General features: G+C 70.0%; 21 protein-coding genes and 1 pseudogene. 11 read left to right on the forward strand and 11 right to left on the reverse strand.

Annotated features, from left to right (window positions below; genetic code table 11):
- From ABN028_RS23545 to ABN028_RS23570, 6 genes and pseudogenes are all read right to left on the reverse strand, one after another.
- Positions 1 to 222: pseudogene (locus ABN028_RS23545) on the reverse strand (hypothetical protein); the annotation flags it as partial.
- 10 nt (positions 223 to 232) lie between these two features.
- Positions 233 to 823, reverse strand: coding sequence for a protocatechuate 3,4-dioxygenase subunit alpha (gene pcaG / locus ABN028_RS23550; protein WP_349698134.1), 591 nt, complete (start codon positions 821 to 823; stop codon positions 233 to 235).
- Positions 813 to 1553, reverse strand: coding sequence for a protocatechuate 3,4-dioxygenase subunit beta (gene pcaH / locus ABN028_RS23555; RefSeq protein WP_349698135.1), 741 nt, complete (start codon positions 1551 to 1553; stop codon positions 813 to 815). The genes pcaG and pcaH overlap by 11 nt, the downstream gene beginning before the upstream one ends.
- A gap of 67 nt (positions 1554 to 1620) precedes the next feature.
- Positions 1621 to 2805 (reverse strand): thiolase family protein, encoded by a 1185-nt coding sequence (locus tag ABN028_RS23560; protein WP_349698136.1) that lies wholly within the window; start codon positions 2803 to 2805, stop codon positions 1621 to 1623.
- Positions 2802 to 3668 (reverse strand): CoA-transferase subunit beta, encoded by an 867-nt coding sequence (locus ABN028_RS23565; protein ID WP_502879207.1) that lies wholly within the window; start codon positions 3666 to 3668, stop codon positions 2802 to 2804. The genes ABN028_RS23560 and ABN028_RS23565 overlap by 4 nt, the downstream gene beginning before the upstream one ends.
- A gap of 28 nt (positions 3669 to 3696) precedes the next feature.
- A complete protein-coding gene (locus ABN028_RS23570; protein WP_349698137.1) occupies positions 3697 to 4527 on the reverse strand; it encodes a CoA transferase subunit A in 831 nt (276 codons plus the stop codon).
- 333 nt (positions 4528 to 4860) lie between these two features.
- On the opposite strand from ABN028_RS23570, the gene ABN028_RS23575 reads away from it, so the two are divergent.
- The 10 genes from ABN028_RS23575 (at position 4861) to ABN028_RS23620 (ending at position 16373) form a co-directional block, all read left to right on the forward strand.
- Complete coding sequence (locus ABN028_RS23575; RefSeq protein ID WP_349698138.1) at positions 4861 to 5904, forward strand: ABC transporter substrate-binding protein; 1044 nt, start codon at positions 4861 to 4863, stop codon at positions 5902 to 5904.
- Positions 5901 to 6728 carry an ABC transporter permease gene (locus ABN028_RS23580; RefSeq protein ID WP_349698139.1) on the forward strand — a complete coding sequence of 276 codons (828 nt, stop codon included), beginning with the start codon at positions 5901 to 5903 and terminating at the stop codon, positions 6726 to 6728. The genes ABN028_RS23575 and ABN028_RS23580 overlap by 4 nt, the downstream gene beginning before the upstream one ends.
- Positions 6725 to 7552, forward strand: a complete 828-nt coding sequence (locus ABN028_RS23585) for an ABC transporter permease (protein ID WP_349698140.1) — start codon at positions 6725 to 6727, stop codon at positions 7550 to 7552. The genes ABN028_RS23580 and ABN028_RS23585 overlap by 4 nt, the downstream gene beginning before the upstream one ends.
- Before the next feature lie 20 nt (positions 7553 to 7572).
- Positions 7573 to 8478 carry an ABC transporter ATP-binding protein gene (locus ABN028_RS23590; protein ID WP_349698141.1) on the forward strand — a complete coding sequence of 302 codons (906 nt, stop codon included), beginning with the start codon at positions 7573 to 7575 and terminating at the stop codon, positions 8476 to 8478.
- A complete protein-coding gene (locus tag ABN028_RS23595) occupies positions 8475 to 10154 on the forward strand; it encodes a thiamine pyrophosphate-dependent enzyme (protein WP_349698142.1) in 1680 nt (559 codons plus the stop codon). The genes ABN028_RS23590 and ABN028_RS23595 overlap by 4 nt, the downstream gene beginning before the upstream one ends.
- Before the next feature lie 85 nt (positions 10155 to 10239).
- Positions 10240 to 11700, forward strand: a complete 1461-nt coding sequence (locus ABN028_RS23600; protein ID WP_349698143.1) for a benzaldehyde dehydrogenase — start codon at positions 10240 to 10242, stop codon at positions 11698 to 11700.
- Positions 11701 to 11827: 127 nt separating this feature from the next.
- The gene (locus ABN028_RS23605; RefSeq protein WP_349698144.1) at positions 11828 to 12994 is read left to right on the forward strand and encodes a 4-hydroxybenzoate 3-monooxygenase; all 1167 of its coding nucleotides are present in this window, start codon (positions 11828 to 11830) and stop codon (positions 12992 to 12994) included.
- A gap of 94 nt (positions 12995 to 13088) precedes the next feature.
- A complete protein-coding gene (locus ABN028_RS23610; RefSeq protein WP_349698145.1) occupies positions 13089 to 14321 on the forward strand; it encodes a DUF5005 domain-containing protein in 1233 nt (410 codons plus the stop codon).
- Between the two features lie 84 nt (positions 14322 to 14405).
- Positions 14406 to 15674, forward strand: a complete 1269-nt coding sequence (locus tag ABN028_RS23615) for an MFS transporter (protein ID WP_349330209.1) — start codon at positions 14406 to 14408, stop codon at positions 15672 to 15674.
- Between the two features lie 204 nt (positions 15675 to 15878).
- Positions 15879 to 16373: a cupredoxin domain-containing protein gene (locus ABN028_RS23620; protein ID WP_349330208.1), complete on the forward strand. Its 495-nt coding sequence runs from the start codon at positions 15879 to 15881 to the stop codon at positions 16371 to 16373.
- A gap of 42 nt (positions 16374 to 16415) precedes the next feature.
- Here ABN028_RS23620 and ABN028_RS23625 read toward each other — a convergent pair whose 3' ends face one another.
- Positions 16416 to 17366 (reverse strand): cyclase family protein, encoded by a 951-nt coding sequence (locus ABN028_RS23625; protein ID WP_349698146.1) that lies wholly within the window; start codon positions 17364 to 17366, stop codon positions 16416 to 16418.
- Positions 17367 to 17422: 56 nt separating this feature from the next.
- A complete protein-coding gene (locus ABN028_RS23630; RefSeq protein ID WP_349330206.1) occupies positions 17423 to 17956 on the reverse strand; it encodes a DUF1269 domain-containing protein in 534 nt (177 codons plus the stop codon).
- A gap of 135 nt (positions 17957 to 18091) precedes the next feature.
- Here ABN028_RS23630 and ABN028_RS23635 point away from each other — a divergent pair, with 135 nt between their 5' ends.
- On the forward strand, positions 18092 to 20425 hold the full coding sequence (locus ABN028_RS23635) for an FUSC family protein (RefSeq protein WP_349698147.1): 2334 nt from the start codon (positions 18092 to 18094) through the stop codon (positions 20423 to 20425).
- Here the strand turns inward: ABN028_RS23635 and ABN028_RS23640 are convergent.
- From ABN028_RS23640 to ABN028_RS23650, 3 genes are read right to left on the reverse strand one after another with little or no spacing between them, the layout of a single operon-like run.
- Complete coding sequence (locus ABN028_RS23640; protein WP_349330204.1) at positions 20389 to 21429, reverse strand: cytochrome d ubiquinol oxidase subunit II; 1041 nt, start codon at positions 21427 to 21429, stop codon at positions 20389 to 20391. The two genes, ABN028_RS23635 and ABN028_RS23640, sit on opposite strands and share 37 nt — an antisense overlap.
- The gene (locus tag ABN028_RS23645) at positions 21429 to 22949 is read right to left on the reverse strand and encodes a cytochrome ubiquinol oxidase subunit I (RefSeq protein ID WP_349698148.1); all 1521 of its coding nucleotides are present in this window, start codon (positions 22947 to 22949) and stop codon (positions 21429 to 21431) included. Before ABN028_RS23645 ends, ABN028_RS23640 begins: the two co-directional genes overlap by 1 nt.
- The gene (locus ABN028_RS23650; protein ID WP_349698149.1) at positions 22946 to 24355 is read right to left on the reverse strand and encodes an NAD(P)/FAD-dependent oxidoreductase; all 1410 of its coding nucleotides are present in this window, start codon (positions 24353 to 24355) and stop codon (positions 22946 to 22948) included. Before ABN028_RS23650 ends, ABN028_RS23645 begins: the two co-directional genes overlap by 4 nt.
- Positions 24356 to 24453: the final 98 nt, after the last annotated feature.

The following is a 24453-nucleotide window of genomic DNA, read 5'->3' on the forward strand; positions in this document are numbered from 1 at the left end:
GCCGGCCCCCTCGGCGTCCTCGCCCAGGCGCGCGATGTCGAAACGGTGCGGCTCGCACGCGGCGGAGATCGCCTCCGCCGTCTCGCGGGGGAACAGCTCCGCGTCGGCCGCCGCCTGGGCGAGCGCACTCTCCACGTCGAGCATCGCCTGCAGGACGGCGGTGTCGGACACCGCCGCGTCGACCTCGGCGTCCCCGAACAGCGGACCGAACAACCCAGGCACCTCAGGTCCGTCAGACCGCGAAGAAGCAGGTCTCATTCGCACCCTGCAGCCTGATGTCGAAGCGGAGCCCGTCCTCGTCCTTCCGGGCGACCAGTGTGGCGCGCGCCGCGGCTGGCAACGCCGCGAGCACCGGGTCGGCGGCGTTCGCTTCCTGCTCGTCGGGGAAGTAGATCCGGGTCACCAGTCGATCGAGCATGCCGCGGCCGAGAACCGACACGGTGAGGTGCGGCGCCTCGAGGTCGCCGTCCGGGCACGGCAGGCACCCCGGCTTGACCGTCAGCACCCACCAGCGGCCGTCGGTGTCCGTCGGGCTGCGGCCGAAGCCGCGGAAGCCCGGCACGGTGGGTGGACACGCGCCGCGCGGGTCGTCGGGGTGGTCGAAGCGTCCGGCCGGGTCGGCCTGCCAGGTCTCGATCAACGCGTCGGGGACGGGTACGCCGGCGCCGTCGACGACCTGGCCGCCGATCCGGACGGCATCAGGCGTCCCGGCGGGGACGACGTACGAACCGTCGGACCACGGCAGGCCGAGGGAGAGGTACGGACCGACCGTCTGCGACGGCGTGATCCCCCACCGGGTGAGGGATCCAGCGTCACTCGTCATCCTCTTCCTCCTCCTCGAACGGCGTGGCCTCGCGACCGCGCAGCACGATGTCGAACGAGAACGCGAGCGCCCACTCCGGCGTCGTACGGTCGTGGTCGTAGCGGGAGACCATCCGCTGCCGCGCGCCCTCGTCGCGTACGGACAAAAAGATCGGGTCCTGGTCGAACAGCGGATCGTCCGGGAAGTACATCTGCGTCACCAGCCGCTGCGTGAACGCCCGCCCGAACAGCGAGAAGTGGATGTGCGCCGGCCGCCAGGCGTTGGGGTGGTTGCGCCACGGATAGGCGCCCGGCTTGATGGTGAGGAACTCGTACCGTCCCTCGGCGTCGGTCATCACCCGACCCGCGCCGGTGAAGTGCGGGTCGAGTGGCGCCGGCCAGGTGTCGAGAGCGTGGCGGTAGCGGCCGGCGGCGTTGGCCTGCCACACCTCGACCAGGGTGTTCGGGACGGGCCGGCCGTCGCTTTCCAGGACCCTGCCGTGCACGAGGATCCGCTGGCCGAGCGCCTCGCCGCCCGGGTGCTGGCGGGTCAGGTCGTGGTCGAGCTCGCCGATGCGTTCCTCGCCGAGCAGCGGTCCCGTCATCTCGGTGAGCCGCTGGGGCAGCACGACGAGCGGGGCGTGCGGGAAACGCAACCCGGTCGACTTGTAGCCGGGCGAGTCCAGCGGGGGATGGACCCCGATGGCGGGCTCGTACCTCGGCAGGACGAGGCCGGTCTGCTGGTGCGTCATCCTCGCGCTCCCGTCACTGTGGATCGACCGTGCGGACACGTGGGCTGCCTGGGCTGGCGCGTCGGGATCATGGGCTCTCCAGGATGACGGCGAGGCCCTGGCCGACGCCGATGCAGAGCGCGGCCAGGCCGCGTCCGCCGCCCCGGCGGTGCAGCTGCCACGCCAGTGTCCCGAGGATGCGCGCGCCGGAGCAGCCGAGTGGATGCCCGAGCGCGATCGCTCCGCCGAGCGGGTTGACGATCTCGGGATCGAGCTCGCGCCATTCGGCGAGGCAGGCGAGCGACTGGGCCGCGAACGCCTCGTTCAGCTCCACGACGTCGAGGTCGGCCCAACGCAGGCCGGCGCGGCTCAGCGCCCGTTCGGCGGCATGCACCGGCGCGATACCGAAGAGCTGCGGCTCGACGGCGGCGACACCGCGCGCGACGATCCGCGCCAACGGCTCACGGCCCGCCGCGGCCGCACCGTCCGCGTCGCCGATGAGCAGCGCCGCCGCGCCGTCGTTGAGGGGTGAGGAGTTGCCGGCGGTGACGGTCCCGTCCGGCCTGAACGCCGGCTTCAGGGCAGCGAGCGCCGCCATCGAGGTGTCCGCCCGGATGGACTCGTCGCGTTCGAGGGCGGTGCCGGGCATGACCGTCACCTCGTCGGCGAACGCCCCGGCCTCCCACGCGGCAGCCGCCCGCTGGTGGCTCCTCAGGGCGAAGGCGTCCTGGGCATCGCGGCCGACGGCGTACTTCTCGGCGAGGATCTCCGCGCCCTCACCCAGCGAGACCGTCCACTCAGGCGTCATCGCCGGATTGACGAGGCGCCAACCGAGCGTCGTCGAGACCAGCGTCTCGTGCCCACGCGGATAGGCCCGTTCCGGCTTCGGCAGCACCCACGGCGCCCGGCTCATCGACTCCACGCCACCCGCGATGGCGAGCGACGCGTCGCCGAGCGCCACCGCGCGGCTCGCCTCGACCGCCGCCTCCATTCCCGACCCGCACAGCCTGTTGAGCGTCGCGCCGGGGACGGATGTCGGTAGGCCGGCGAGCAGGACGGCCATCCGGGCGACGTTCCGGTTGTCCTCGCCGGCGCCGTTGGCATCCCCGAGGAGTACGTCGTCGATGCGGGCGGGGTCGAGCTGCGGACTCCTGCGGACGACCTCGCCGACGACGTGGGCGGCCAGGTCGTCCGGGCGTACGCCGGCCAGGGCGCCGCCGTGCCTGCCGATCGGCGTACGGACCGCATCGAGGATGTAGACGTCCCGGCTCACCGCGTACCACTCCGTTCGGCCGGTCGGGTGCTCGGCGTCGTCGGCGTGGACTCCGTGGTCGGCCTGGGCTGTGTCGTGCCGTCGCCGCCGAGCATCGTGGCCATGAGGGTACGCAGGACGGCGAGTTCCCGCTCCGTCGGCGGTTCCGTCCGTTCGACCTGCGGCGCGACGGCGAGGTCCCATCCGGTCGCCGCGCGGGCCTCGTCGACACTCACGCCGGGATGCAGGTGGGTGAGGGTGAGTTCGCAGGTCTGCGGATCGGGTTCGAGGATGCCGAGGTCGGTGATGACGAGTCGGGGTCCCGCGCCGGTGAGGCCGAGCCGCTGCCGGTCGCCCGGGCCGGTGCCGAAGCCCACGGAGGTCACGAAGTCGAGCCGCGGGACGAACGTCCGCTGGGTCTGGCGTACGACGACAACCCCCTCCTGGCAGGACGCCGCGATCTCCGGCGCGCCGCCGGCTCCGGGCAGGCGGACCTTCGGGTTCGCGTAGTCGCTGCCGATCATCGTCGTGTTGATGTTGGCGTACCGGTCGATCTGCGCGGCCCCGAGAAAGCCCACGTGGACGCGGCCGGGCTGGAGCCAGTAGTTGAACACCTCGGGGACGCTCACCACGGCGTCGGCCGTCTCCGCGAGTACCCCGTCTCCGATGGACAGCGGCAACCGGCCGGGCTTTGCCCCGAGGCACCCGGACTCGTAGATCAGCACCAGGCCGGGCGCGTGCGTCGCACGGGCGAGGTTGGCGGCGGTGCTCGGCAGGCCGATACCGACGAAGCAGGCCGTGTTGTCGCGCAGCCGCCGCGCCGCCGCGACCGTCATCATCTCGTCGGAGGTGTACGCCTCACTCACCGCTGCCCCCTCCCGCACCGCCGCTCCACGGTTCGCTCCCGGGTCGTCATCGTGATTGGCCGTGCGGTTCGCCTACTCCGAGCACGTGGTCGGCAATCCAACGCTGGAAGGTTTCCCGGTCCCGGCTGATCGGATCCCACGCGACGTAGAAGTCGTTGTCGCGGACGGAATACCCCATGGCGTACGACGGATGCGCCCCGCCCGGGACTTCCGCGACCGCGGTGACCGCCCACGTGGGAAGCACCACCTGGTCGGGCACGGGCGTGAGTTCGTCGACGATCTCCTCGACGGTCACGAGCGACCGTTCCGCGGCAAGGACTGCCTCCTTCTGCACGCCGGTGATGCCCCACATCGAGACGTTGCCCGCCCGGTCGGCACGCTGGGCGTGGACGATCGCGACGTCGGGACGCAACGCCGGGACCGCGGTCAGGACCTCGCCCGTGAACGGACAGGTGATCGGCCTGATCGTGTCGGTGTACTCGAGCAGGTCGGTGCCCGTGTAGCCGCGCATCACCGCGAACGGCAGCCCCGACGCACCCGCGACATAGCGGTTGGCCATGCCGGCATGGCTGTGCTCCTCGATCTCGAGGGGACCCGGCCAGCCGTTCTGGACGGCATCGCGGAACCGGTGCAGCGATCCGACGCCGGGATTGCCGCCCCAGCTGAAGACGAGCCGGCTGGCGCAGCCCATGCCGATGAGCTGGTCGTAGATCAGGTCGGGCGTCATGCGGACCAGGGTCAGGTCGCGGCGTCGCTGGCGGATGATCTCGTGCGCGGCGGCGAAGGGGATGAGATGGGTGAAGCCCTCGAGGGCAACCATGTCGCCGTCGTGGACGAGGTCCGCGACGGCCGCGCTGAGCGGGAGGATCTCAGCCACCGCCCCACCCCCAGGAAGTCCTTCTCCGCCGCGACAGCGAGCCGTCGTCGTCGGGTCGATGTTCGCATCGCGGACGCATGTTCTTATCACGAACATACGGGCTCCTGGCTGTACGCGTCAACGTCTCGTGGCGCTCGGAGCACCTCCGGCGGCCAGTGTCGTCCTCACCCACTGCTGGGGCACCCGCGCCACGGCGGGCTTCGCGCGTCGGCAATGTGGCGGCTGCCATTGACGGCGGAGGCGGGATGTCTCTACGTTCTCATAGTGAACAGTCGTTCGTGCAGCGAACACTCGTCCAGAAGCGTCTGGACCTCCGCTTCGTAGGAGAGATCGATGCGGCGTCTCGTCAGCAGCACCACTGTCCACGCAGGTGCGGTCGCCCGGGTCGCTGCCGCGGCCGTCGCCACCGCCCTGCTGTTCGCCTCCGCCGCCTGCGGCAGCCTGTCGGAGAACGCACCCGGACCGCCGGGGGGCGGTGAGCGGGAGAGTACGAAGGACGAGAAGTCCGCCGGCGGTCTCGACAAGGTACGGGTCGGCGCGATCCCGATCGTCGACGTCGCGCCCCTGCACCTCGGCAAGGCCAAGGGATTCTTCGAAGAGCAGAACATCGACCTCGAGGTCGTCAACACCACCGGCGGTGCCGCTGCCGTGCCCGGTGTGGTGAGCGGTGACTTCGACTTCGCGTTCGGCAACGTGACGTCGCTGATCATCGCGCGGTCGCAGAACATCCCGCTCAAGGCCATCGCCAACGGCAACGCGTCGACCGGCGAGGTGGGCAAGGACTTCGGCGGCATCGTCGTACCCGAGGACTCACCCATCAACTCTGCCAAGGATCTCGCCGGCAAGACGGTCGCGATCAACAATCTCCAGAACATCAGCGACACGACGACGAGAGCGTCGATCCGCAAGGATGGCGGGGATCCGACCGGCGTTCGGTTCAGCGAGCTGCCCTTCCCGGAGATGCCGGCGGCCGTCGCCAACCACCGGGTCGACGCCGCGATGGTCGTGGAACCGTTCCTCACGATCGCGATGGACCAGGGTGCGAAACTCGTCGCGTCGAACTTCGCCGATCCCGCGCCCGACCTGACGATCGCGTGCTATTTCACGACCGAGAAGGTCATCGCGGAGGAGTCCGATCTCACCAAGCGGTTCACGGCGGCGATCGAGAAGTCGTTGGCGTACGCCGATGAACATCCGGACGAGGCCCGCGAGATCCTGTCGACCTACACCGAGATCGACCCCGCCGTGGCGGACAAGATCGTCCTTCCCGCATGGCCGCCGGACGTCAACGCCGATGCGGTGCAGACCCTCGCCGACCTGATGTACGAAGACGGCCTGATCAAGGAGAAGTTCGACGTCGGGGACGTCCTGCCATGACGTCGACGGTGGTGACGCGGCCCGGCGGCGGCCGCGCCACCGCACGCCGGCTGGCGGGTTCGAACGCCGTCCTCGGCATCCTGGGGTTCGGCGCGTTCCTGCTGCTGCTCGAACTGGTGCCCCGCGTCGGCCTGGTCGCGCCGGAGTACCTCCCACCCTTCAGTGGGATCGCGGCGGCGCTCGCCGAACAACTGGGCACGCCCGGGTTCTGGATCGCCGTCGCCGAGACGGTCCGCGGGTGGTTCGTCGGGCTGCTGGTGGCGCTCGTTCTCGGCATCGGGTCGGGCGTCGTCATCGGCACGGTCCCGGCGCTGCGCAGTATCACGGCGTCGACGATCGAGTTCCTTCGTCCGATCCCGTCCGTTGCCCTGATTCCCCTTGCGGTGTTGGTCTTCGGCACAGGGCTCGGCTCGACGCTCCTGCTCGTCGTCTACGCGTCGATGTGGCAGATCCTCGTGCAGGTGTTGTACGGCGTCCAGGACGTCGATCCGGTGGCGCGTGACACGGCGCGCACGTTCGGGCTGGGGCGGTTGGCGCGGATCCGTCATGTCGTGTGGCCGAGCGCGCTGCCCTATGTGATGACCGGCCTGCGCCTCGCCGCCGCGGTCGCGTTGATCCTCACCATCACCGCAGAGCTCATCATCGGTACGCCTGGGCTCGGCAACCGGATCGGCACGGCGCAGGCAGGTGGGGCGGTCGACACGATGTACGCCCTGGTGCTCGTCACCGGCCTTCTCGGCGTCGCGGTCAACCTCGCGGCGAGACTGCTGGAGCGCCGCGTACTCCGTTGGCACACGTCGGTCCGAGGGGAGCGGCCCGCATGAACGGCAGCAACGCAGGGGTCGGCGTCGTTCGGGCCGCCCGGTGGATCGGCCTGACCTTCGGGCTTCCCGTCGTCCTCCTCGCCTTGTGGTGGGTGGCGTCGGCGGACAGCGAGAGCTACTACCTGCCGCCACTGTCCGGCATCCTGGCGAGCTTCGACGACGTCTGGTTCGGGGAGCGTTTCGTCCAGGACGTGGTGCCGAGCGTGCTCCGGCTGGCCGCCGGCTTCGGCGTCGCGCTCGTCGCCGGCGTCGGTGTGGGGATCGTCATTGGTTCGTACCGCCGGGTGCGGGCTTTCTGCGAACCGATGTTGGAGTTCCTGCGCGCGATCCCGCCCCCTGTGCTGGTGCCGGTGCTGATCCTCTTCGCCGGCCTCGGGCACACGATGAAGGTGCTGGTGGTCGTCTCCGGTTGTCTCTGGCCGATCCTGCTCAACACCGTCGAAGGCGTCCGCGCGGTCGACGAGGTGCTGGCGGAGACGTGCCGTTCGTACGGAATCCGTGGCTGGGCAAGGCTGCGCCATCTCGTGGTCCGCGGGGCCAGCCCGCAGATCGTCACCGGCATGCGGCAGGCGCTGTCGGTGGGGATCATCCTGATGGTCATCAGTGAGATGTTCGCCGCGAACAACGGGCTGGGCTTCACGGTGATCTCGTTCCAGCGTTCGTTCGCGGTGACGGACATGTGGACGGGGATCTTTCTCCTCGGTCTGTTGGGTTTCGGCCTGGCGTTGGCGATGCGGGCCTTCGAGCGTCGCGTCCTCGCCTGGCATGCCAGTGCGCTGGGTTCCGTGGGCCGTCCCACGGACAGACACAGCGGCCGGGGCTGAACGTGGCAGGAGGTGAGGTGATGACGTCGGCCACCACCGGGTCGGTGCCGCGAACCGCGGGTGCGTTGCTGGAGGTCCGTGCGCTCGCGAAGGTGTACGAAGGGCCGGGCCGTTCGGTCGAGGCCGTGCGGGACCTGAGCTTCGGCGTCGCCAAGGGCTCGCTCGTGTGCGTCGTCGGGCCGTCCGGTGCCGGGAAGACGACGCTGCTCAAATGCGTGGCGGGGCTGCTGGCGCCCACGTCCGGGTCCGTCGTGCTGGATGGCCGGGACGTCGACGGGCCGCCGCCGGGAATGGCCGTGGTGTTCCAGGAGTACGCCAGAAGCCTGTTCCCGTGGATGTCGGTGACCGCCAATGTCGAGCTCCCGTTGAAGCAGAAGAAGCTACCGTCGGCACGCCGACGCGCACTCGTGGTCGAGGCGCTCGAGGCGGTGGGGCTGGGCGACGTCGGCTCGGCGTACCCCTGGCAGCTCTCCGGTGGCATGCAGCAGCGGGTGGCCCTCGCGCGGGCGGTGGCGTACGAACCCCATGTCTTGTTGATGGACGAGCCCTTTGCCGCGGTCGACGCGCAGACCCGCGCCGACCTGGAGGATCTGGTGCGGGCACTGTGGCAGCGGCTCGGTGTGACGATCCTGTTCGTCACCCACGACATCGACGAGGCGGTCTATCTCGGGCAGCGGGTGCTCGTGTTGTCCGCCGCGCCGACCGTGGTGATGGACGACGTACCCGTCGACCTGCCCGACGCCCGCGACCAGCTGACCACCCGGTCGTCGACCCGGTTCGGCGAGCTGCGGGCACATGTCTTCACCCAGATCCAGCGGGCGAAGCAGGGCCACCGGACGGCGGTCTCCGCAGCTGGGTCTGCTGAGGAGTCCGCGGTGGCGGCAGGGACCGAGTGGGCGGAGCGGGTTGAGAGGGGCAAGCCGTGACGACCGTCCGCGAGGCGACGGTCCGCGAGGCGACGGTCCGCGAGGCGACGGTCCGCGAGGCGACGTACGACGTCCTGCGTGACTGCGGCCTGCGGACGGCTTTCGCCAACCCTGGTTCGACGGAGGTGCCGTTCCTCGCCGGGATGCCGGACGACTTTCAGTTCGTTCTCGCACTGCACGAGGGTTCCGTGGTCGGGATGGCGACCGGGCACGCGATCGCGACGGGCCATCCGGCGTTGGCGATCCTGCACACGACCGCTGGTCTGGGCAACGCGGTAGGCGCGCTCGCGACCGCGCGGGTCAACCGCGCGCCGCTCGTCGTTCTCGTCGGGCAGCAGGACCGTCGGCATCTGGCGCTGGAGCCCTTCCTGGCCGGCCGGCGGCTGGACGCGTTGGCCGGCGCGTATCCGGTGTGGGCCGACCAACCGGTGCTCCCGCAGGACGTACCTGCCGCGATCCGGCGGGCCTGGCACGAGGCGGCGACGGGGCGCGGACCGGCTCTCGTCGTCGTTCCGATGGACGACTGGTCGGCTGAGATCGACCCCGCGGCCGGGCTGGGATTGGCTGCACCCCAGGTCGTACGCCGCGCGAGCGCCGCCGATGCCGCGACCACGGCGGAGATCGCGAAGCGGCTCGACGCGGCGCGGACGCCTGCAATCGTCGCCGGCGCGGGGGCCGATGATCCAACCACGTGGCAGGCGCTGACCGCCCTGGTCGAACGCCTCGGCTGCCCGGTGTGGCAGGAGTCCTTCGGTGCGCGGGCGGGGTTTCCGCAGGACCACCCGCTCTTCGCGGGTCACCTGCCGGCCGGGCGGGGAAAGCTGCGCAGGGTTCTCGAGACCTACGACGTGGTCGTGGTCGTCGGCGCGCCCGCGTTCCGGCAGTATCCGTACGAACCGGGGCCGCTCGTTCCGGCCGGCGTCAGCATCATCGTGGTGAGCGACGACCCCGCGGAGGTCCACCACAGTGCGGCAGCCCTGGGCGTCGTCGCCGACCCGGCCCTCACCTGCGCCCACCTCGCGACTCTCGTCACCCAGCGCTCCGGGCCCGCCGCCGAAGCGTCCCCGCCGGTCCGCACCGGCGAAGCACCCCAGGACCGCGGCGAACCCGTGGGCGGCCGACCCCTCCTCCGCGCCGCCCACGTTTTCGCCGCGCTCGCCCAACGGCTCCCCGCCGACGTCGTACTCGTCGAGGAAACCCCGTCGACCCGCCCCGACCTGCATCGGCTCCTTCCCGCTCGTGCGCCGCGCGGGTTCGTCAGCGCGGCGATGGGTGGCCTCGGTTTCGCGCTGCCCGCGGCGGCCGGCCTCCGCATGGGCGACCCGAGCCGGCCGGTGGTCGCGGTGGTCGGCGACGGCTCGGCGATGTACGGGATCCAGGCCCTGTGGAGCGCCGTGCGGTACGGATGTGGCGTGCTGTTCGTCGTCCTCTCCAATGGCGGCTACGCGATCATGGACCGGTTGGCCGAACGCCACGGGGGTAGGCCACCGTGGCCGGGTTTCGACGGCGTGGACATCCATGCACTCGCCGGCGGTCTGGGCTGTCCGGCCCGGCGGATCGACGACCACGCCACGTTGACCGCGGTGCTCGACGAAGTGGTACCGACGCTCGCCGGCCGCCAGGATCCCCTGCTCCTCGACATCCGCGTCGTCGCGGAGGAACACTTCGACCCCTGACGACCATCGACCCGCCTCCGACCCCTGGCCGCCTACGACCCCACGCCTTCGACCCCACGCCTTCGACCACGAGAGGGAGCCGAGCATGACACTCCTCGACGACAGCACCTGGTCCGGACGGATCTTCAGCTCCGGCTGGGTGACCGCGGAAGGCGGTGCGGCTCCCGTCGTGGAGCCTGCCACGGGGGAGGAGTTGGGCCAGGTCGGCCGTGCGGACGCGGGTGACGTCGCCACGGCGTGCGCCCGTGCGGCCGAGGCGCAGCGGGCCTGGGCGGCGACCGGATTCCAGGAGCGGGCCGCGGTACTCCGCCGGGCCGGAGCCCTCTGGGACCAGCACAAGGAGGAGATCCAGGGTTGGATCATCCGGGAGACCGGCTCGATCCCGCCCAAGGCGGAGTTGGAGACGCACATCGCGACGCAGGAGTCCTACGAAGCGTCCACGCTGCCGTCGCGGGCCCTGGGCGAGATCATCCCGTCGGAGCAGCCACGCCTCAGCATGGTGCGTCGACTGCCAGCGGGCGTCGTCGGCGTGATCGCGCCGTTCAACGCTCCGCTGATCCTGGGCATCCGGTCGGTCGCGCCGGCGCTGGCGCTGGGCAACGCCGTCGTTCTCAAGCCGGATCCGCGTACCGCCGTGTCGGGTGGGGTGACGATCGCGCGGATCTTCCAGGAGGCGGGCCTGCCCGATGGCGTCCTCCACGTACTCCCTGGCGGCGGCGACGCCGGCCAGGCGCTGATCACGGATCCACGGGTGCGGGTTGTCAGCTTCACCGGCTCGACGGCGGTCGGACGCAAGGTCGCCGACGTGGCCGGCAGGCACCTCAAGCGCGTCCACCTGGAGCTCGGCGGCAACTCCGCACTCATCGTGCTCGATGATGCCGACCTCGACCTCGCGGCGTCGGCGGGTGCGTTCGGTTCGTTCCTGCACCAGGGGCAGATCTGCATGACGACCGGCCGGCATCTCGTGCATGAACGCATCGCGACCGACTACACCGAACGCCTTGTCCAGAAGGCGAATCATCTCCCGGTGGGCAACCCTGCCGTCGACCAGGTGGCGCTCGGACCGATCATCGACACCAGCCAGCGGAACAAGATCCACTCCCTGGTCACGTCCAGCATCGGTGCGGGGGCGACGCTCGCGGCCGGTGGGACGTACGAAGGACTGTTCTACCGCCCCACCGTCCTATCCCACGTGACTCGCGAGACGCCCGCCTGGGCGCAGGAGGTGTTCGGTCCGGTCGCCCCCGTGACGGCGTTCGGCGACCTCGACGAGGCGGTCGCCCTCGCCGGCGACACGGAGTACGGTCTCTCGCTCGGCATCCTCAGCCGCGACGTCATGAAGGCGATCGCCCTCGCCGAACGCATCCCCAGCGGCATCGTCCACATCAACGACCAGACGGTGAGTGACGAGGCGGTCGCGCCGTTCGGTGGGGTGGCGGCGTCCGGGACCGGCGCGCGGTTCGGCGGTGCGGCGGCGAACATCGAGGCGTTCACCGAGACCCAGTGGCTCACGGTGCAGGGCGACATCTCGCCGTACCCGTTCTGAGCCGCGTGTACCGAACGTCGCCTGGTTGGATGAGGGCCCCTTCCTACGAACCTATTGGGTGAGGGGCACCCTCCTACGGAAGCGGACTGGATGAGGGGCACCCTCATGCGAGGGAAGGGAGCAACCGTTGCGGACGCAGGTCGGCATCATCGGCGCGGGCCCGGCGGGGCTGATGCTCGCGCACCTGCTGCACCTGCGCGGCATCTCCTCGGTGGTCCTGGAGATCCGCAGCCGCGACTACATCGAGCACCGACTCCGCGCGGGCGTCCTCGAACAGGGTGCCGTCGACCTGCTCGTCGAGTCCGGCGTCGGCGACCGACTGCTCCGTGAGGGGATGGTGCACGAGGGCGTCAACCTGCAGTTCGCGGGGGAGCGGCACCGGGTGCCGATGACCGAGCTGACGGGGAGGGCGATCACCGTCTACGGCCAGCAGGAGGTGGTGAAGGACCTCGTGGCGGCCCGCCTGTCCGCGGGGGAGCCGATCCTCTTCGAGGTTTCCGACGTACGCCTGCACGGTCTCGATGTCGACGAGCCCGTCGTCGCCTTCCGACACGAGGGCCGCGACGTGGAACTGCGCTGTGATGTCGTCGCCGGCTGCGACGGCTTCCACGGCGTGAGCCGGTCCGCCGTGCCAGAGGGCGTCCTGACGACGTACGAACGCACCTATCCCTTTGCCTGGTTGGGCATTCTCGCCGCCGCGCCGCCCGCGACGAATGAGCTGGTCTACTGCCACTCCGAGCGCGGCTTCGCCCTCGTCAGCATGCGTACCCCGGAACTGTCGAGGCTCTATCTGCAGGTTCCTCCGGACGAGAACGTTGCCGCCTGGCCCGACGACCGGATCTGGGCAGAGTTGCAGGCCCGGCTCGCGATGGCTGACGGGTGGCGGCTCACCGAGGGCGAGGTGCTGGAGAAGGGTGTCACCGCGATGCGCAGCCTGGTCGTCGAACCGATGCAGTGGCGGCGGCTCTTCCTCGCCGGTGATGCCGTGCACATCGTGCCGCCGACCGGCGCGAAGGGCATGAACCTCGCCCTCGCCGATGTCAAGGTGCTGGGCGAGGCGCTCGCCGCGTGGTACGCCGACGGCCGCGACGACCTGCTCGCGAGCTACTCCGACACCTGCCTGCGCCGGGTCTGGCGGGCGCAGCACTTCTCCTGGTGGATGACCTCGATGCTGCACCGGTTCCCCGGTCACGATCCGTACGAGGTGAAGCTCCAGCTCTCGCAGCTGCGCTATGTCACGACGTCACCGGCGTACGCCCGCAGTCTCGCGGAGAACTATGTCGGCATCCCCTAGGGGGTGCCGGCGCGCGACCTACTGCCCGAAAGGTAGGCGGTGCGCTACCATGCAACCCCTTCCACGGGGTTGTACGACGTGCAGGAGGTGCGCGATGCGGCGCAACGGCTCGAAGCGACGGCTCCGTTCACGCAACACTCTGGCCCGGCCGGCGGTCGCGGGGGTCCTGGGCGCCTCGGTCGCGCTCATGCTCGCGGTGCCGCCCGCCGGTGCCGCCGCGCGAAGCGTCGGTGGTGCCCCTGGTACCGGCGAGACCGCCCGGACCGCAGGCGGCGCGGCGGGGCGCTCCTGCGCGTTGCCCGGGCAACAGTGGACGGCGACGGCCGAGATCGACGAGGGACGCACCCAGCGGTTCGCCGACTACGGCAACAGCGGCGTCGGCTGGACCGGCGGGGACAGCACCTACTCGGTCCCGCTCACCAGTGGTCGCACCCTGTGGCTGTTCTCGGACACGTTCTGGGGTCCGGTCAACGACGACCTCAGCCGGCCGACCACCGTTCCGTTCCTCAACAACTCCTTCGTCGTGGAGGATGGCGACGAGCTCACGACCGTCAGCGGCGGCACGCCTGACGCGCCCGAGTCCCTGGTTCCGCCGGACGAGCCGGACACCTGGAACTGGCTGGGCGCCGGCACAGTCACGCCGAACTCGCTCGACGTGATGTTCCTGGAGTACGGCAGAACCGGCCCGGAACCCTGGGACTTCGCCTGGCGGGAGAACAAGCTCGGCCGCTTCGACCCCGACCGGTTGACGCTACGGGAGCTCGTTCCCATGCCATCGGCCGCCGGTGTGCAGTGGGCGTCGTGGCTGCAGCGGGTCGGCGGTTACACCTACATCTATGGAGTCGAGGATCTCGGCGCCACGAAGTACATGCACCTCGCCCGGGTCAAGGGTGGCGACGTCGCCGCCGGGCCGTGGTCCTACTGGACCGGGTCCGGCTGGTCGGCCACCGAGACCGACACGGCCCGGATCATGCCCGGTGTTGCCAACGAGTACAGCGTCGCACCCTTCCGGGACGGCTACCTGGTCATCACGCAGGACACGACCGAGCTGTTCAGCAGGAACATCGTGGCCTACGTCGGGTGCTCACCCACCGGGCCCTTCACTCGTGCGACGACCGTCTACGTCACGCCCGAAACCGGCGCGGACGGGTCCTACGGCAACCCGAACATCATCACCTACAACGCGCACGAACATCCCGATCTCCGCAGCGGTGACCGGCTGCTCGTCACCTACAACGTCAACAGTCTCGACCCCAACGCCGACCTGTACGACGACGTGACGATCTACCGCCCCCGATTCGTCGAGGTGACGCTTTCGTCAGGGTGACGCTTCTCGGGGTGACGCGTTCGTCGGGGTGACGCTTTGGGCGGCCGAACCGGCCGGGTTAGCCTTGTCTGTCGTGGTCGCTCGATGAGAACCTTCCGGCTGGCGCGATCGCTGTCCCCGGCGGTGCAGGTGTTGCTGGTCAACACGTTCGGCATCGCCTTCGGGTTCTTCGTCCTGATCCCCTTCCTCGCCACCTATCTTCGCGACGAGCGCCACCTCGCGGCGGCCGCGGTCGGTGCCATCCTCGGCCTACGGGTCTTCTGCCAACAGGGCCTGACGCTCGTCGGTGGTACGGCGGCCGACCGGTTCGGCGCCCGCCCGGTGATCATCGTCGGCTGCGCCCTGCGGTGCGTGGCCTTCGGAATGTTCGCGATCGTCGACCAGGTGGTCGGACTCGTCGCGGCGTCGATGCTGGTCGGACTCGCGGGTGCGTTCTTCAGCCCGGCGGCTCGTGCGTACATCGCGGTCGAGGCCGGGGACCGGCGGCTCGACGCCTTCGCCCTGCAGAACATCGCGAGCACCGTCGGGGCGCTGACCGGTCCCCTGCTGGGCAGCGTGATGGTCGCGGTCGACTTCCGGTGGACGGCGGGCGTGGCGGCGGCGATCTTCGGCGTTCTCACGATCTGGCAGTGCTTCGCGCTGCCCTCACGGCCGGTCGAGCCACTCACGCAGGGACTCGGCGCATCCGTGCGCGACGGTCTGCGCAACCGTGCGTTCACCGGATTCGCGGTGGCCACGTCCGTGCTCTTCCTGCTCTACAACCAGTTCTATCTGCTGCTTCCGCTCGAGGCGACCCGCGTCACCGGGTGGGCGGGCGCGGCCGGGTGCGTGTTCCTGGTGTCCACCGTGCTGACGTTGGCCGCCCAGCTCCGGATGATCAGGTGGCTACGCCGCCGCCTGGCGCCGGGTACGGCGATCACATGCGGCCTGGTCGCCACCGCGGCCTCGTTCGTGCCGTTGGCATGGAGTACGACGATGACGCCACTGGACGGGTCGGGCGACGATGGCACAGCGGTGGTCGCGGTCGTGGTGGCCGCGCTGCCGGTGTTGGCGGCGACACTGCTGCTGACGTTGGGACTCGACGTCGCGCAGCCCTACGCACTCGACCTGGTGAGCGGCTTCGCCCCCGTAGGGCTGACCGGAACCTACATCGGCCTCGCGACGACCGCCGCCGGCATCACCACAGCCCTCGGCAACACCGCCATCGGCTACGCCGAGGACCTCGGCCAGCGATGGTCGACGCCGTGGCTCAGCCCGGCCATGCTGGGAATCCTCGCGGTCGGCGCGGCGGTGACCGTTTATGTGTTGCAGCGACGCGGGCGACTGAGCCTCGGCCCGCCGGAGCCGACCTGATACTCCACTTTGGAAAGAAGTGAAACAGAAAGGCCTTTGCGGCGACGAATTCACCAGCTGCCGGAATTCGCTCCAAACCGATCGCCTTCTGATCTAGATTCGAGACGTTCATTTGCTTTGTCTTCGGCGCCGTCAATGTCGGGCAGAAGTCATGTGCTGCCGACAGAAGTCATCCGGTCACGGGGGTGTGTTCCCATGCGTGGGATGGGCCTGATCGTGGTACTCATCTCCGTCCTGTCGCTCACGGGGTGTGGCGGCGATCCGGAGCCTGCTCGATCCGGTGCGGCCACTCCGAAGCCGGCGAAGGCGACCCCAACCCTGCAGATCGGCAGCAAGGCTGAGCTCGCCGGCGTGCGGGCCAACTATCACGGCACGAAGGACATCACTGGTGCGCGCAAGGTCAGCATCGAGATCGAGGACAACTACTTCTCTCCGACGGTGATCAAGGGAACGCCGGGGCAGCGCATCGTGGTGTCTTTGGAAAATGAGAGCCAGTCGCCGCATACCTTCACGATCGCTGGTACGTACGTCGACATGCAGATCCAGCCCGGCGGCGTCTCCGAGGTGCCGGTGAGGTTGCCGAAGTCGGGAAACCTGTCGTTCTTCTGTACCTTCCAGAAGAAGAACGGCATGGCGGGTGTGTTCAATGCGTCCGGGCCGATCGACAAGCCCGGACCGAAGGCGACGGCGAGGCGTTAGCAACCTCTCGCCGCCCGTAGGTCATCGCGTCGGCTCACCGGGTCAGAAGATCGCGAGCGGATTGACCGGGGAGCCCGTCCCGCCAGGAACCCGCAGGGGCGCCGCCACGAACAAGAACTCCCAGCGGTCCTCTCGCACACACCGTTCGGCGAGCTCCTCGAAGTGCAGATAGTCCAACAGGTGGATCCCCATCGCGTTGATGGCGAGAACGTGCACGGGAAAGGCGACCCCGTCGGTCGTACTCGGTGCGGTGTCGCTGTTGGCGTCACACCCGAGCGCAGCGACCTCCCGCTCGGCCAGAAAGGTCACCGTTGCCGGATGCAAGCCGGCCTTGACACGCGCCGTGTCCCACGGTCCGAGCTCGTCGAGCCGGCGAGCATGCCCGGTGCGGACGAGCAGGATGTCCCCGGTGCCGACCCGCACCCGCTGCTCGTGTTCGGCGGCTTCGAGGTCCTTACGGTAGACGTGCTGGCCGGGTTCGACCCACCGGCTGCCGCGCACCCGCGGGATGTCGAGCAGAACCCCGCGGCCCACCAGGCCTCCGGCGAGCGTCGCGATCGAGGCGTGCTCGGCACCGTAGGACGTCACCGTCTCGGCAGGTACGCCACCGTAGAGCAGGCCGTCGAAGTCGACGTGGCACAAGGCATCGACGTGGCTGTGCGTGTCATGGTGGTAGTCGAGGCCCACATAGTCGGTGGCGAAGTGGACGGTGCCAGTGGCGTCGGCGTCGCTCTCGCCACCAGGTTCCGGTGTCGAGGTCATGACGTGCACGGCCGGCGACGGATTCGCCGGACCCCTGTGCGTGTCGAGGACCCGGCCGAGCGGCACCGTCACTCCCGTACGCACCAGTCGGGCGGCCGCGGCGACGCGGTCCGGGGTGAGATGACGCAGCGCCCCACGCTCGGCCGGTTCGCCTGCCCTGTCCCAGGCGGAGACGGCGGCGAAGAGCGTACGAAACTCACCGGCCGACAGGCGACCGGTCGTCTGTGCCATGGTGATCGCCTGCCCGCCGGCGGCACTGCTGTCGGACCGCTTCCTCGCCGGGCACACTAGCTCTGCTCGGCGTTGGCGGCCGCGAGCTGCTTGTCGAGCTCCCGCCCTTCGAGGTCGACCTCTTTCTCGACCAGCCGCTCGGCCCGGGTGAGAGCCTTGTCGAGCTTCTCCGCGAGTCGGTCCCGTCCGATGACGATCAACGCGGCCTCGCCGGTGTCGAGGGTCTCGCCGAGCTCCCGGACATCCTTGCGTGACATGCCGTGCGCGAAGTGCCCGACGAGGCCACCCGCGACGCCGCCGACGAACGCGGTGCCGACGATCGACGGCGGGAACAGGATCCCGAGTACCGCGCCGACGCCGACGCCCGTCCAGGTGCCTCGACGGGTCGGCGTCTCGACCTTGTGGACATGGACGTCCCCGTCGTGCCGGTCGACCACGGCAGCGTCGTACGTCCCGATCGCGCCCTCCCGGTGCAGGGTCTTCACCGCCTGCAGGTCGGCCTCGGCGTCGGCTTCGTTCGCGTACGTACCGAGATAGACGAATACGTCGTGGCTCTTCGCCATCACATTCCCCCACATCTGGTCGGACATTTTCCGACGCACTCTCACCATCCCGCCGCCGCACCCGCGGTCCCCTCACCCGGGCCGGGTGAAGTCGGGCATGACGTGTGCGCGCCGCAACCCCCGTCGATGGGTACGGGTCGGGTGGCAACGGGAGGAGAGCTGATGACCGCGCTCGGGCGTGTGCTCGTGGGCCCGCAGCGGCACGCGGTCGGCCGTGCGCTGCGTGGCGCGATCGTCATTCCCACGCTCTTCGCGTTCGCCCATGTGGTGATCGGCAACCGCCAGGTGGCGCTCTTCGCGGCATTCGGTGCGTTCGCGCTGTTGGTCATGGTCGAGTTCTCCGGCAGACGGAGTACGCAGGTGGTGGCGTACGCCGCCCTTGCGCTGACCGGTGCCGTCATGATCGCGATCGGGACGCTGTGCTCCGGGAATCCCTGGGTCGCGGCGTCGGTGACCACGGTCGTCGGCTTCCTCGTGCTCTATTCCGGTGTGGTCAACGGCTACTTCGCGGCGGCCGGCAACGGAGCGGTGCTCACGCTCGTCCTTCCGGTCTCGCTGCCCGGCGGTGTCAGCGACCTGCCGGACCGACTCGCGGGCTGGGGCCTGGCATGCGCGGTCGGAATTCCGGCCGCGATGTTCCTCCTGGCCGACCAGCCGACCGACCGGCTGCGGCTGGCGGCCGCCGATGCGTGCGTCGCCGTGGCGCGCCTGATCGAGGCGGCAGGGCTGGCGGGCCCGAAGCGCCCGGACGCGCTCGGTGAGGCGCCGCCGGTGAAGCGTACGGCGGCCGGCACGATCGCGGAGATGCGGGACATCGCCGTCGGTACGCCGTTCCACCGGACCGGCGCCGCTGGCACCGACCGGGGGCTCGCCTGCCTGGTCAACGAGATCGACTGGCTGTTCACCCTCGTGCAGGCCGCCGCCGCGACCAGGGACGACACACCCGCACCGATGGCGCAGGGCGAGAACCGCCGGGTCGGCGCCCAGGTCGTCGGCGTCCTCCAGGCGAGCGCGGACCGGTTACGTCGGGGGAACGGTGTACCGGATCTCGAGGCGCTGGAGCGCGCCCGCTCGCAGATGGCGCTCACGGTCCTTCGCCGGATCGACGAGACGTCGGTCGCGCGACCGGAGCCGGAGGACAGGGCCCTGCTCGCGGCGATCGAGCCGGCGTTGCGCATGCGGGCGCTGGCGTTCGCCACGGCGTCGGTGGCGGTCAGTGCCCTCCGTGCCACCGGTGGCGCGGTCAGCGAGAGCGGTGTCGGGGGGAGTACGCCGGCGGACAGCGCCACACGCGAAGCAGTGGCGGGCGGTATCGAGGCGCGGCCTGTGCCGTCCGCCGCGTTCGTCGGACAACGGGCCCGTGAGGGTCTGGCCGCGGCGGTGCGGAACTTCCGCCCGGACTCGCTGTGGTTCCGCAACTGCGCCCGGGGCGCCGTGGGGCTCGGCGTCGCCGTCCTGGTCGCCCACCTGGCCCATCTGCAGCACGGCTTCTGGGTCGTGCTCGCCACGTTGGCGGTGTTGCGGTCGAACGCCCTGCGGACCAGCTCGACGGTCGTCCGGGCGGTCGCCGGGACGGTCGTCGGCGTCGTGGCGGGCGGCGCCCTGATGGTGGCCATCGGATCGCACCAGGTGGTCCTGTGGGCGATCTTTCCGGTGGCGGTGTTCTTCGCGAGCTATGCGGCCGGACGGCTGTCGTTCGGTGCCGGGCAGGCGGCGTTCTCGCTCATGGTGCTCATCCTGTTCAACCTGATCGTGCCGACCGGCTGGCAGGTGGGCCTGGTCCGGCTCGAGGACATCGCCGTCGGCTCGGCGATCAGCCTGCTGGTCGGGATTCTCCTGTGGCCCCAAGGGGTCACGACCGTGCTTACCCACGACCTGTCCGCGGCGTACCGTTCGGCGATCGCCTACGTCACCGCATCCGTACGCCGGATCGCGGGCGTGCCGGGAGCCGAGCCGCTGGCCGCGTTCGCCCACCCGGCCATCGACGCGGGCCACCGCCTGGACGAGGCGTTCGGCCACTATCTGACCGACTGGGGTGCGCGGCCGATCCCGGTGGCGGACGTGGGCGCGCTGGTGGCGGGTGCGAACCAACTCCGGTTGGCGGGCCACTCCTTGCATCACCTGGCCGGAGCCGTTGACCACCGGGCCGATGCGTTCGGTGCGCGGGATCCGGCGATGGTGTCCTACGCCGAGGGGATCGAGGCGTGGTACGAGGACCTCTGCGGCGCGCTGACCAGCGACGACTCCATACCGCCACCGGCACCTGTCGATCCCGCCGACGAGACCCATCGGCTGGCCTGCCTGCGTCAGGCGGCGGCCGACGGCGGGCAGTCACCTGCCGGCCATCGGCTGCAGCTGCTCTGGATCCATCAGGTGCTGGACGAGCTTCGGCAGCTGGAGGCGAAGCTCGCCGAGCCGGCGGCGCGGGTGCGTCAGGCAGCCCGTCGCGGCGGCCGGTCTCAGGTGCTGCCGCGCGGTTTCAGGTCCTCGTCGTGATCGGCCTCCAGCGCACCCATGGCGTCCAGCCGGTAGAGCAGGACGAGCGGTGGGATGACGAGGATCGCCGCGACCACGACGACGAGCACCAGCCAGTTCAGTGAACTGCTGGGCGCCGCGCCCTGCTCGATGGTCAGCGAGGTCGGAAGGATGTACGGATGCTGGGCGACGCCCCACGCGAACACGGTCGCGCCGACCGCGCCGACCGCCGTCACGCGGGGGATCCGGGGGATGCCGCGGCTGACGAGAACGGCCGTGAGGACCGTGAGGACCGGTATTCCGAGGGTGAAGAGCAGTGCCCCACCACTCCACAGCCCGGCGAAGAGGCGGGGTGTGTCGAACCGCACCACGGCGAGAGCCGCCGCACCGACCACCATGAAGGCGCCCGCCGCCACGACGGAGCGGCGGCGGAAGTACGTCACCAGGTCCGGTGCACCGAACCGGCCCGCGTCGCCGGTCAGGAACACCGCCGCGATGAATGCGGTGGCGGCGAGCGACACGAGACCGAACGCGACGGACGTGGGATTCAGCCAGCTCGACACGATCGTGGCGTCACGACTGCCCAGCGGGACCCGCCCGGACGCGATCGCGCCGAGTGCGGCCGCGAAGAAGAAGGGCGTCAGGATCGAGGAGACGCCGAACAACGCGGTGAAGCGGAGCCGGCTCCTCGGGTGCCGGGTCGGCTTGCGGAACGCGAAACCGACACCCCGCAGGATGAGTCCGAGAATGGCGAGCGTGAGCGGGATCCATGCCGCGGAGAACACCGCCGCGAAGACCTTGGGAAAGCCGGTCCACGTGATGACGAGGACGAAGACCAGCCAGACGTTGTTGACCTCCCAGACCGGAGCCATCGCGTAGTCGATGAGCCGCCGGGGGCGGTCGCCGCGCTCGACGCCACCGGCCGCGAGATCCCACATGCCCGCGCCGTAGTCGGTGCCGCCGCCGCAGGAGTACGCCGCCACACCCAGGAGCAGGACGAGGGCGACAATGGTGGCGGCCGTCATCACGGGGCCCCGTCCCGATCCTCGTCGTCGCGCTGCGGGGGACCTTCGGCTGAACCCGGCGGCGGATTGTTTGCAGTCGTGGTTCCCGCCTCCGACGGCGGGCGCTTCCCGGCTTCGTGCGCTTCCCGCGCGGCGGCCTCCGCGTCGGCCAGCTGCCAGCGCAGCCGAAGCCGCAACAGCAGCCGGATGAACGCCGTCGCGATGAGGACGTAGAGGACGACGATGACGGCGAAGGTCGTCCAGATCGTCGCGGGTCCCACGCTGCGGGTCACCGCCTCGGACACCCGCATGAATCCGTACACGATCCATGGTTGGCGGCCCACCTCGGTCGTGATCCAGCCGAACTCGATGGCGAGGATGGCCGCCAGCCCGGACAGGGCGGTGCACCGGAAGAACCACCGCGACCGTGGCAGGTCGCGATGCCGCCACCAGGCAAGGGCGTACCACGCCGAGAGTCCGAACAGCAGGGTGCCGAGGATCACCATGAGGTCGAACGACGTGTGGACGAGCGTCGCGAGCTCAGGTGACGGGCGGTTGTTCACCGGTACGGACGCCAACCCCTGGACACGGGTGTCGGGGCTGAACCCGGCGAGCATCGAGTCGAGCCACGGAATCGGGATGCCGCCGGAGACGGTGCCGTCGGCGTTGAGCCGGCCGAAGATGTACTCCGGCACCCGCGTGTCGGTTCTCCAGACCAGCTCCATGGCGGCGAACTTCACCGGCTGCTCACGAAAGACGGCGCGGGCGATGATGTCGCCGACGATGAGCTGGATCGGTGTGGCGATCGCCGCCACCGTGAAGGGCACGGTGATGCCGAGCTTGTGATAGCGGTCCCGGCGCCCGCGAAGCCAGCCGACCGCATAGATGCTGGCGACACCGAAACCGGCGGCCATGTACGCGGCGAGGATGAAGTGCCAGTACTGCGGCCCGAGCAGGGGCGTGAAGAGAACCCGCCGGATGTCGATCGCGCTCGGGTTCCCATGGGCGTCGAGGGTGAATCCGCGCGGTGAGTTCATCCAGGCGTTCGCCGCGAGGATCCCGAACGCACCGAGCAGGGCGACGGCCGGCAGCGGCAGACCGACGAGGAAGTGTGTCCACGGTTTGAGGCGTCGCCAACCGTAGAGGTAGATGCTGATGAGGATCGCTTCCAGGAAGAACGCCCAGGCCTCGATGCCGAAGCCGCTGCCGAAGACTCCGCCCCAACGGCCCATGAGACCTGGCCAGAGCAGGCCGAACTCGAACGAGAGGATCGTGCCGGACACGACGCCCACCGCGAACTGGATCGCCATCACCACCGACCATCGGCGGGCGAGCTTCAACGCCACCTCGTCCTTCTTCCGCAGGCCACGCCAGTTCATGACCAGGGTGATGAACGGCAGTGCGACGCCGAGAGGCACCAGGATGATGTGCGTCATCAGGGTGAACGCCATCTGGAGGCGGGCCGGCAGCGTCTGCGGCGGCGGCTGGGCGAGGAACAGGTCCGCCGCGGCGGTCATCGACTGTGCCCCGATGTCGATCACTGGTGTTCTCCCGGTGGCCTTGGTCGCGCGGCAGGCGCCGGGGACGCCGGGGGCGCTGGTGAGCCCGGTCGCTCGGGCGGCCCTGGAGCCGTCGGGGCGTAGATCTCGCGGGCCGCTTCGAGCTGGCGGGTCGTGAACGCACGCTCGCGGCGTGCCTCCGAGGTGAACGCGACGAGCCAGCTGAGGACGGCACCCACCCGGTTGCGATAGCCGGTGAGGAACGCGATGTGCAGCAACAACCAGCCGAGCCAGCCGAGGAACCCGCTGATGCGGACGGATCCCACGGACATGACGGCACGTCCGCGCGCGATGTAGGCGGCTGAACCCAGATCCCGGTACCTGAACGGCTTCTGCGGTTTCTGTCGGCACTCGACCTGATGCCTGATCCGGGTCGCGGCGTACATCCCTGCCTGCATGGCGACCTCGGCGACGCCGGGCAACCGGTCCAGGCTCATGATGTCGCCGACGACGGAGATCTCGGGATGCCCCGGGATCGTGAGGTCCGGCGCGACCTTGATCCGGCCCGACCGGTCCTGCTCGGCTCCTGCGGCCTTGGCGAGGGTGTCCGCCACTGCAGGTGCGGTGACACCGGCCGTCCACAGGATCGTTCCCGCGTCGTAGCGGACGGTCCTGCCGTCCGCCTGCCTGACGTCGAGGCCTTCGTCGTCGACACTGGTGACCCGCGTGTGCAGGTGAAGTTCGACGCAGAGTTGGGTGAGTGAGCGCGCGGTCTTGTCGGCGAGCTTCGTACCGAACGACGCGAGCGGCTCGTCGCCGCCGTCGAAGAGGAGAACCCGCGCGTCCTCCGGCGTGATCGTCCGGTATTCGTTGCGAAGCGTGTGCGTGGCGAGTTCGCGGATCTGCCCGGCCAGTTCGACACCGGTCGGTCCGGCGCCGACCAGGGCGAACGTCAACCAGTGCTTGCGTTCGTCCGCGTTCGCCGCCGACTCCGCCAACTCGAACGCGCCGAACACCTTCTGCCGGATGGTCAGCGCGTCCAGGACCGACTTCATTCCTGGTGCGTAACGGGCGAACTCGTCGTGCCCGAAATAGGACTGCTCGACCCCGGCGGCGACGATCAGATCGTCATAGTCGACGCGTACCTCGAAACCGTGCGGTCGGCGGGCGATCACCTGTCGGCGGTCCAGGTCGAAGTCGGTCACTTCGGCGAGCAGGGACTCGACATTGTGATGCCGCCTGAGGACGCTTCGAAACGGCGCGGCGATCTCGCCCTCGGAAAGGATTCCGGTTGCGCACTGGTAAAGCAGCGGTTGGAAAAGGTGGTGAGCCGCACGGTCGATCAGCGTCACCCTGACCGGTGCGTGGCGAAACGAGCGGGCTGCGAAGAGTCCCGCGAATCCCCCGCCGACGATCACGATGCGCCGCGGCCTGATGTGATCGTCCATGATTCCCAGGGTGTCGGCCAGCCGTGAGCACCGGGACCACCCTCAGCGGGTGAAGCCGGGCGTTTGGTCCTGTTGTCTCCCGCGGTTCTCTTTCCCCG

The sequence above is a fragment of the Actinopolymorpha sp. B17G11 genome (genome assembly GCF_040196095.1).
GTDB lineage: Bacteria > Actinomycetota > Actinomycetes > Propionibacteriales > Actinopolymorphaceae > Thermasporomyces.

Coding starts and splice junctions, on each gene's coding strand:
- pcaG (WP_349698134.1), bottom strand. CDS start 823: ATGACGAGTGACGCTGGATCCCTCACCCGGTGGGGGATCACGCCGTCG.
- pcaH (WP_349698135.1), bottom strand. CDS start 1,553: ATGACGCACCAGCAGACCGGCCTCGTCCTGCCGAGGTACGAGCCCGCC.
- ABN028_RS23575 (WP_349698138.1), top strand. CDS start 4,861: ATGCGGCGTCTCGTCAGCAGCACCACTGTCCACGCAGGTGCGGTCGCC.
- ABN028_RS23580 (WP_349698139.1), top strand. CDS start 5,901: ATGACGTCGACGGTGGTGACGCGGCCCGGCGGCGGCCGCGCCACCGCA.
- ABN028_RS23585 (WP_349698140.1), top strand. CDS start 6,725: ATGAACGGCAGCAACGCAGGGGTCGGCGTCGTTCGGGCCGCCCGGTGG.
- ABN028_RS23590 (WP_349698141.1), top strand. CDS start 7,573: ATGACGTCGGCCACCACCGGGTCGGTGCCGCGAACCGCGGGTGCGTTG.
- ABN028_RS23600 (WP_349698143.1), top strand. CDS start 10,240: ATGACACTCCTCGACGACAGCACCTGGTCCGGACGGATCTTCAGCTCC.
- ABN028_RS23610 (WP_349698145.1), top strand. CDS start 13,089: ATGCGGCGCAACGGCTCGAAGCGACGGCTCCGTTCACGCAACACTCTG.
- ABN028_RS23615 (WP_349330209.1), top strand. CDS start 14,406: ATGAGAACCTTCCGGCTGGCGCGATCGCTGTCCCCGGCGGTGCAGGTG.
- ABN028_RS23620 (WP_349330208.1), top strand. CDS start 15,879: ATGGGCCTGATCGTGGTACTCATCTCCGTCCTGTCGCTCACGGGGTGT.
- ABN028_RS23625 (WP_349698146.1), bottom strand. CDS start 17,366: ATGGCACAGACGACCGGTCGCCTGTCGGCCGGTGAGTTTCGTACGCTC.
- ABN028_RS23630 (WP_349330206.1), bottom strand. CDS start 17,956: ATGTCCGACCAGATGTGGGGGAATGTGATGGCGAAGAGCCACGACGTA.
- ABN028_RS23635 (WP_349698147.1), top strand. CDS start 18,092: ATGACCGCGCTCGGGCGTGTGCTCGTGGGCCCGCAGCGGCACGCGGTC.
- ABN028_RS23640 (WP_349330204.1), bottom strand. CDS start 21,429: ATGACGGCCGCCACCATTGTCGCCCTCGTCCTGCTCCTGGGTGTGGCG.
- ABN028_RS23650 (WP_349698149.1), bottom strand. CDS start 24,355: ATGGACGATCACATCAGGCCGCGGCGCATCGTGATCGTCGGCGGGGGA.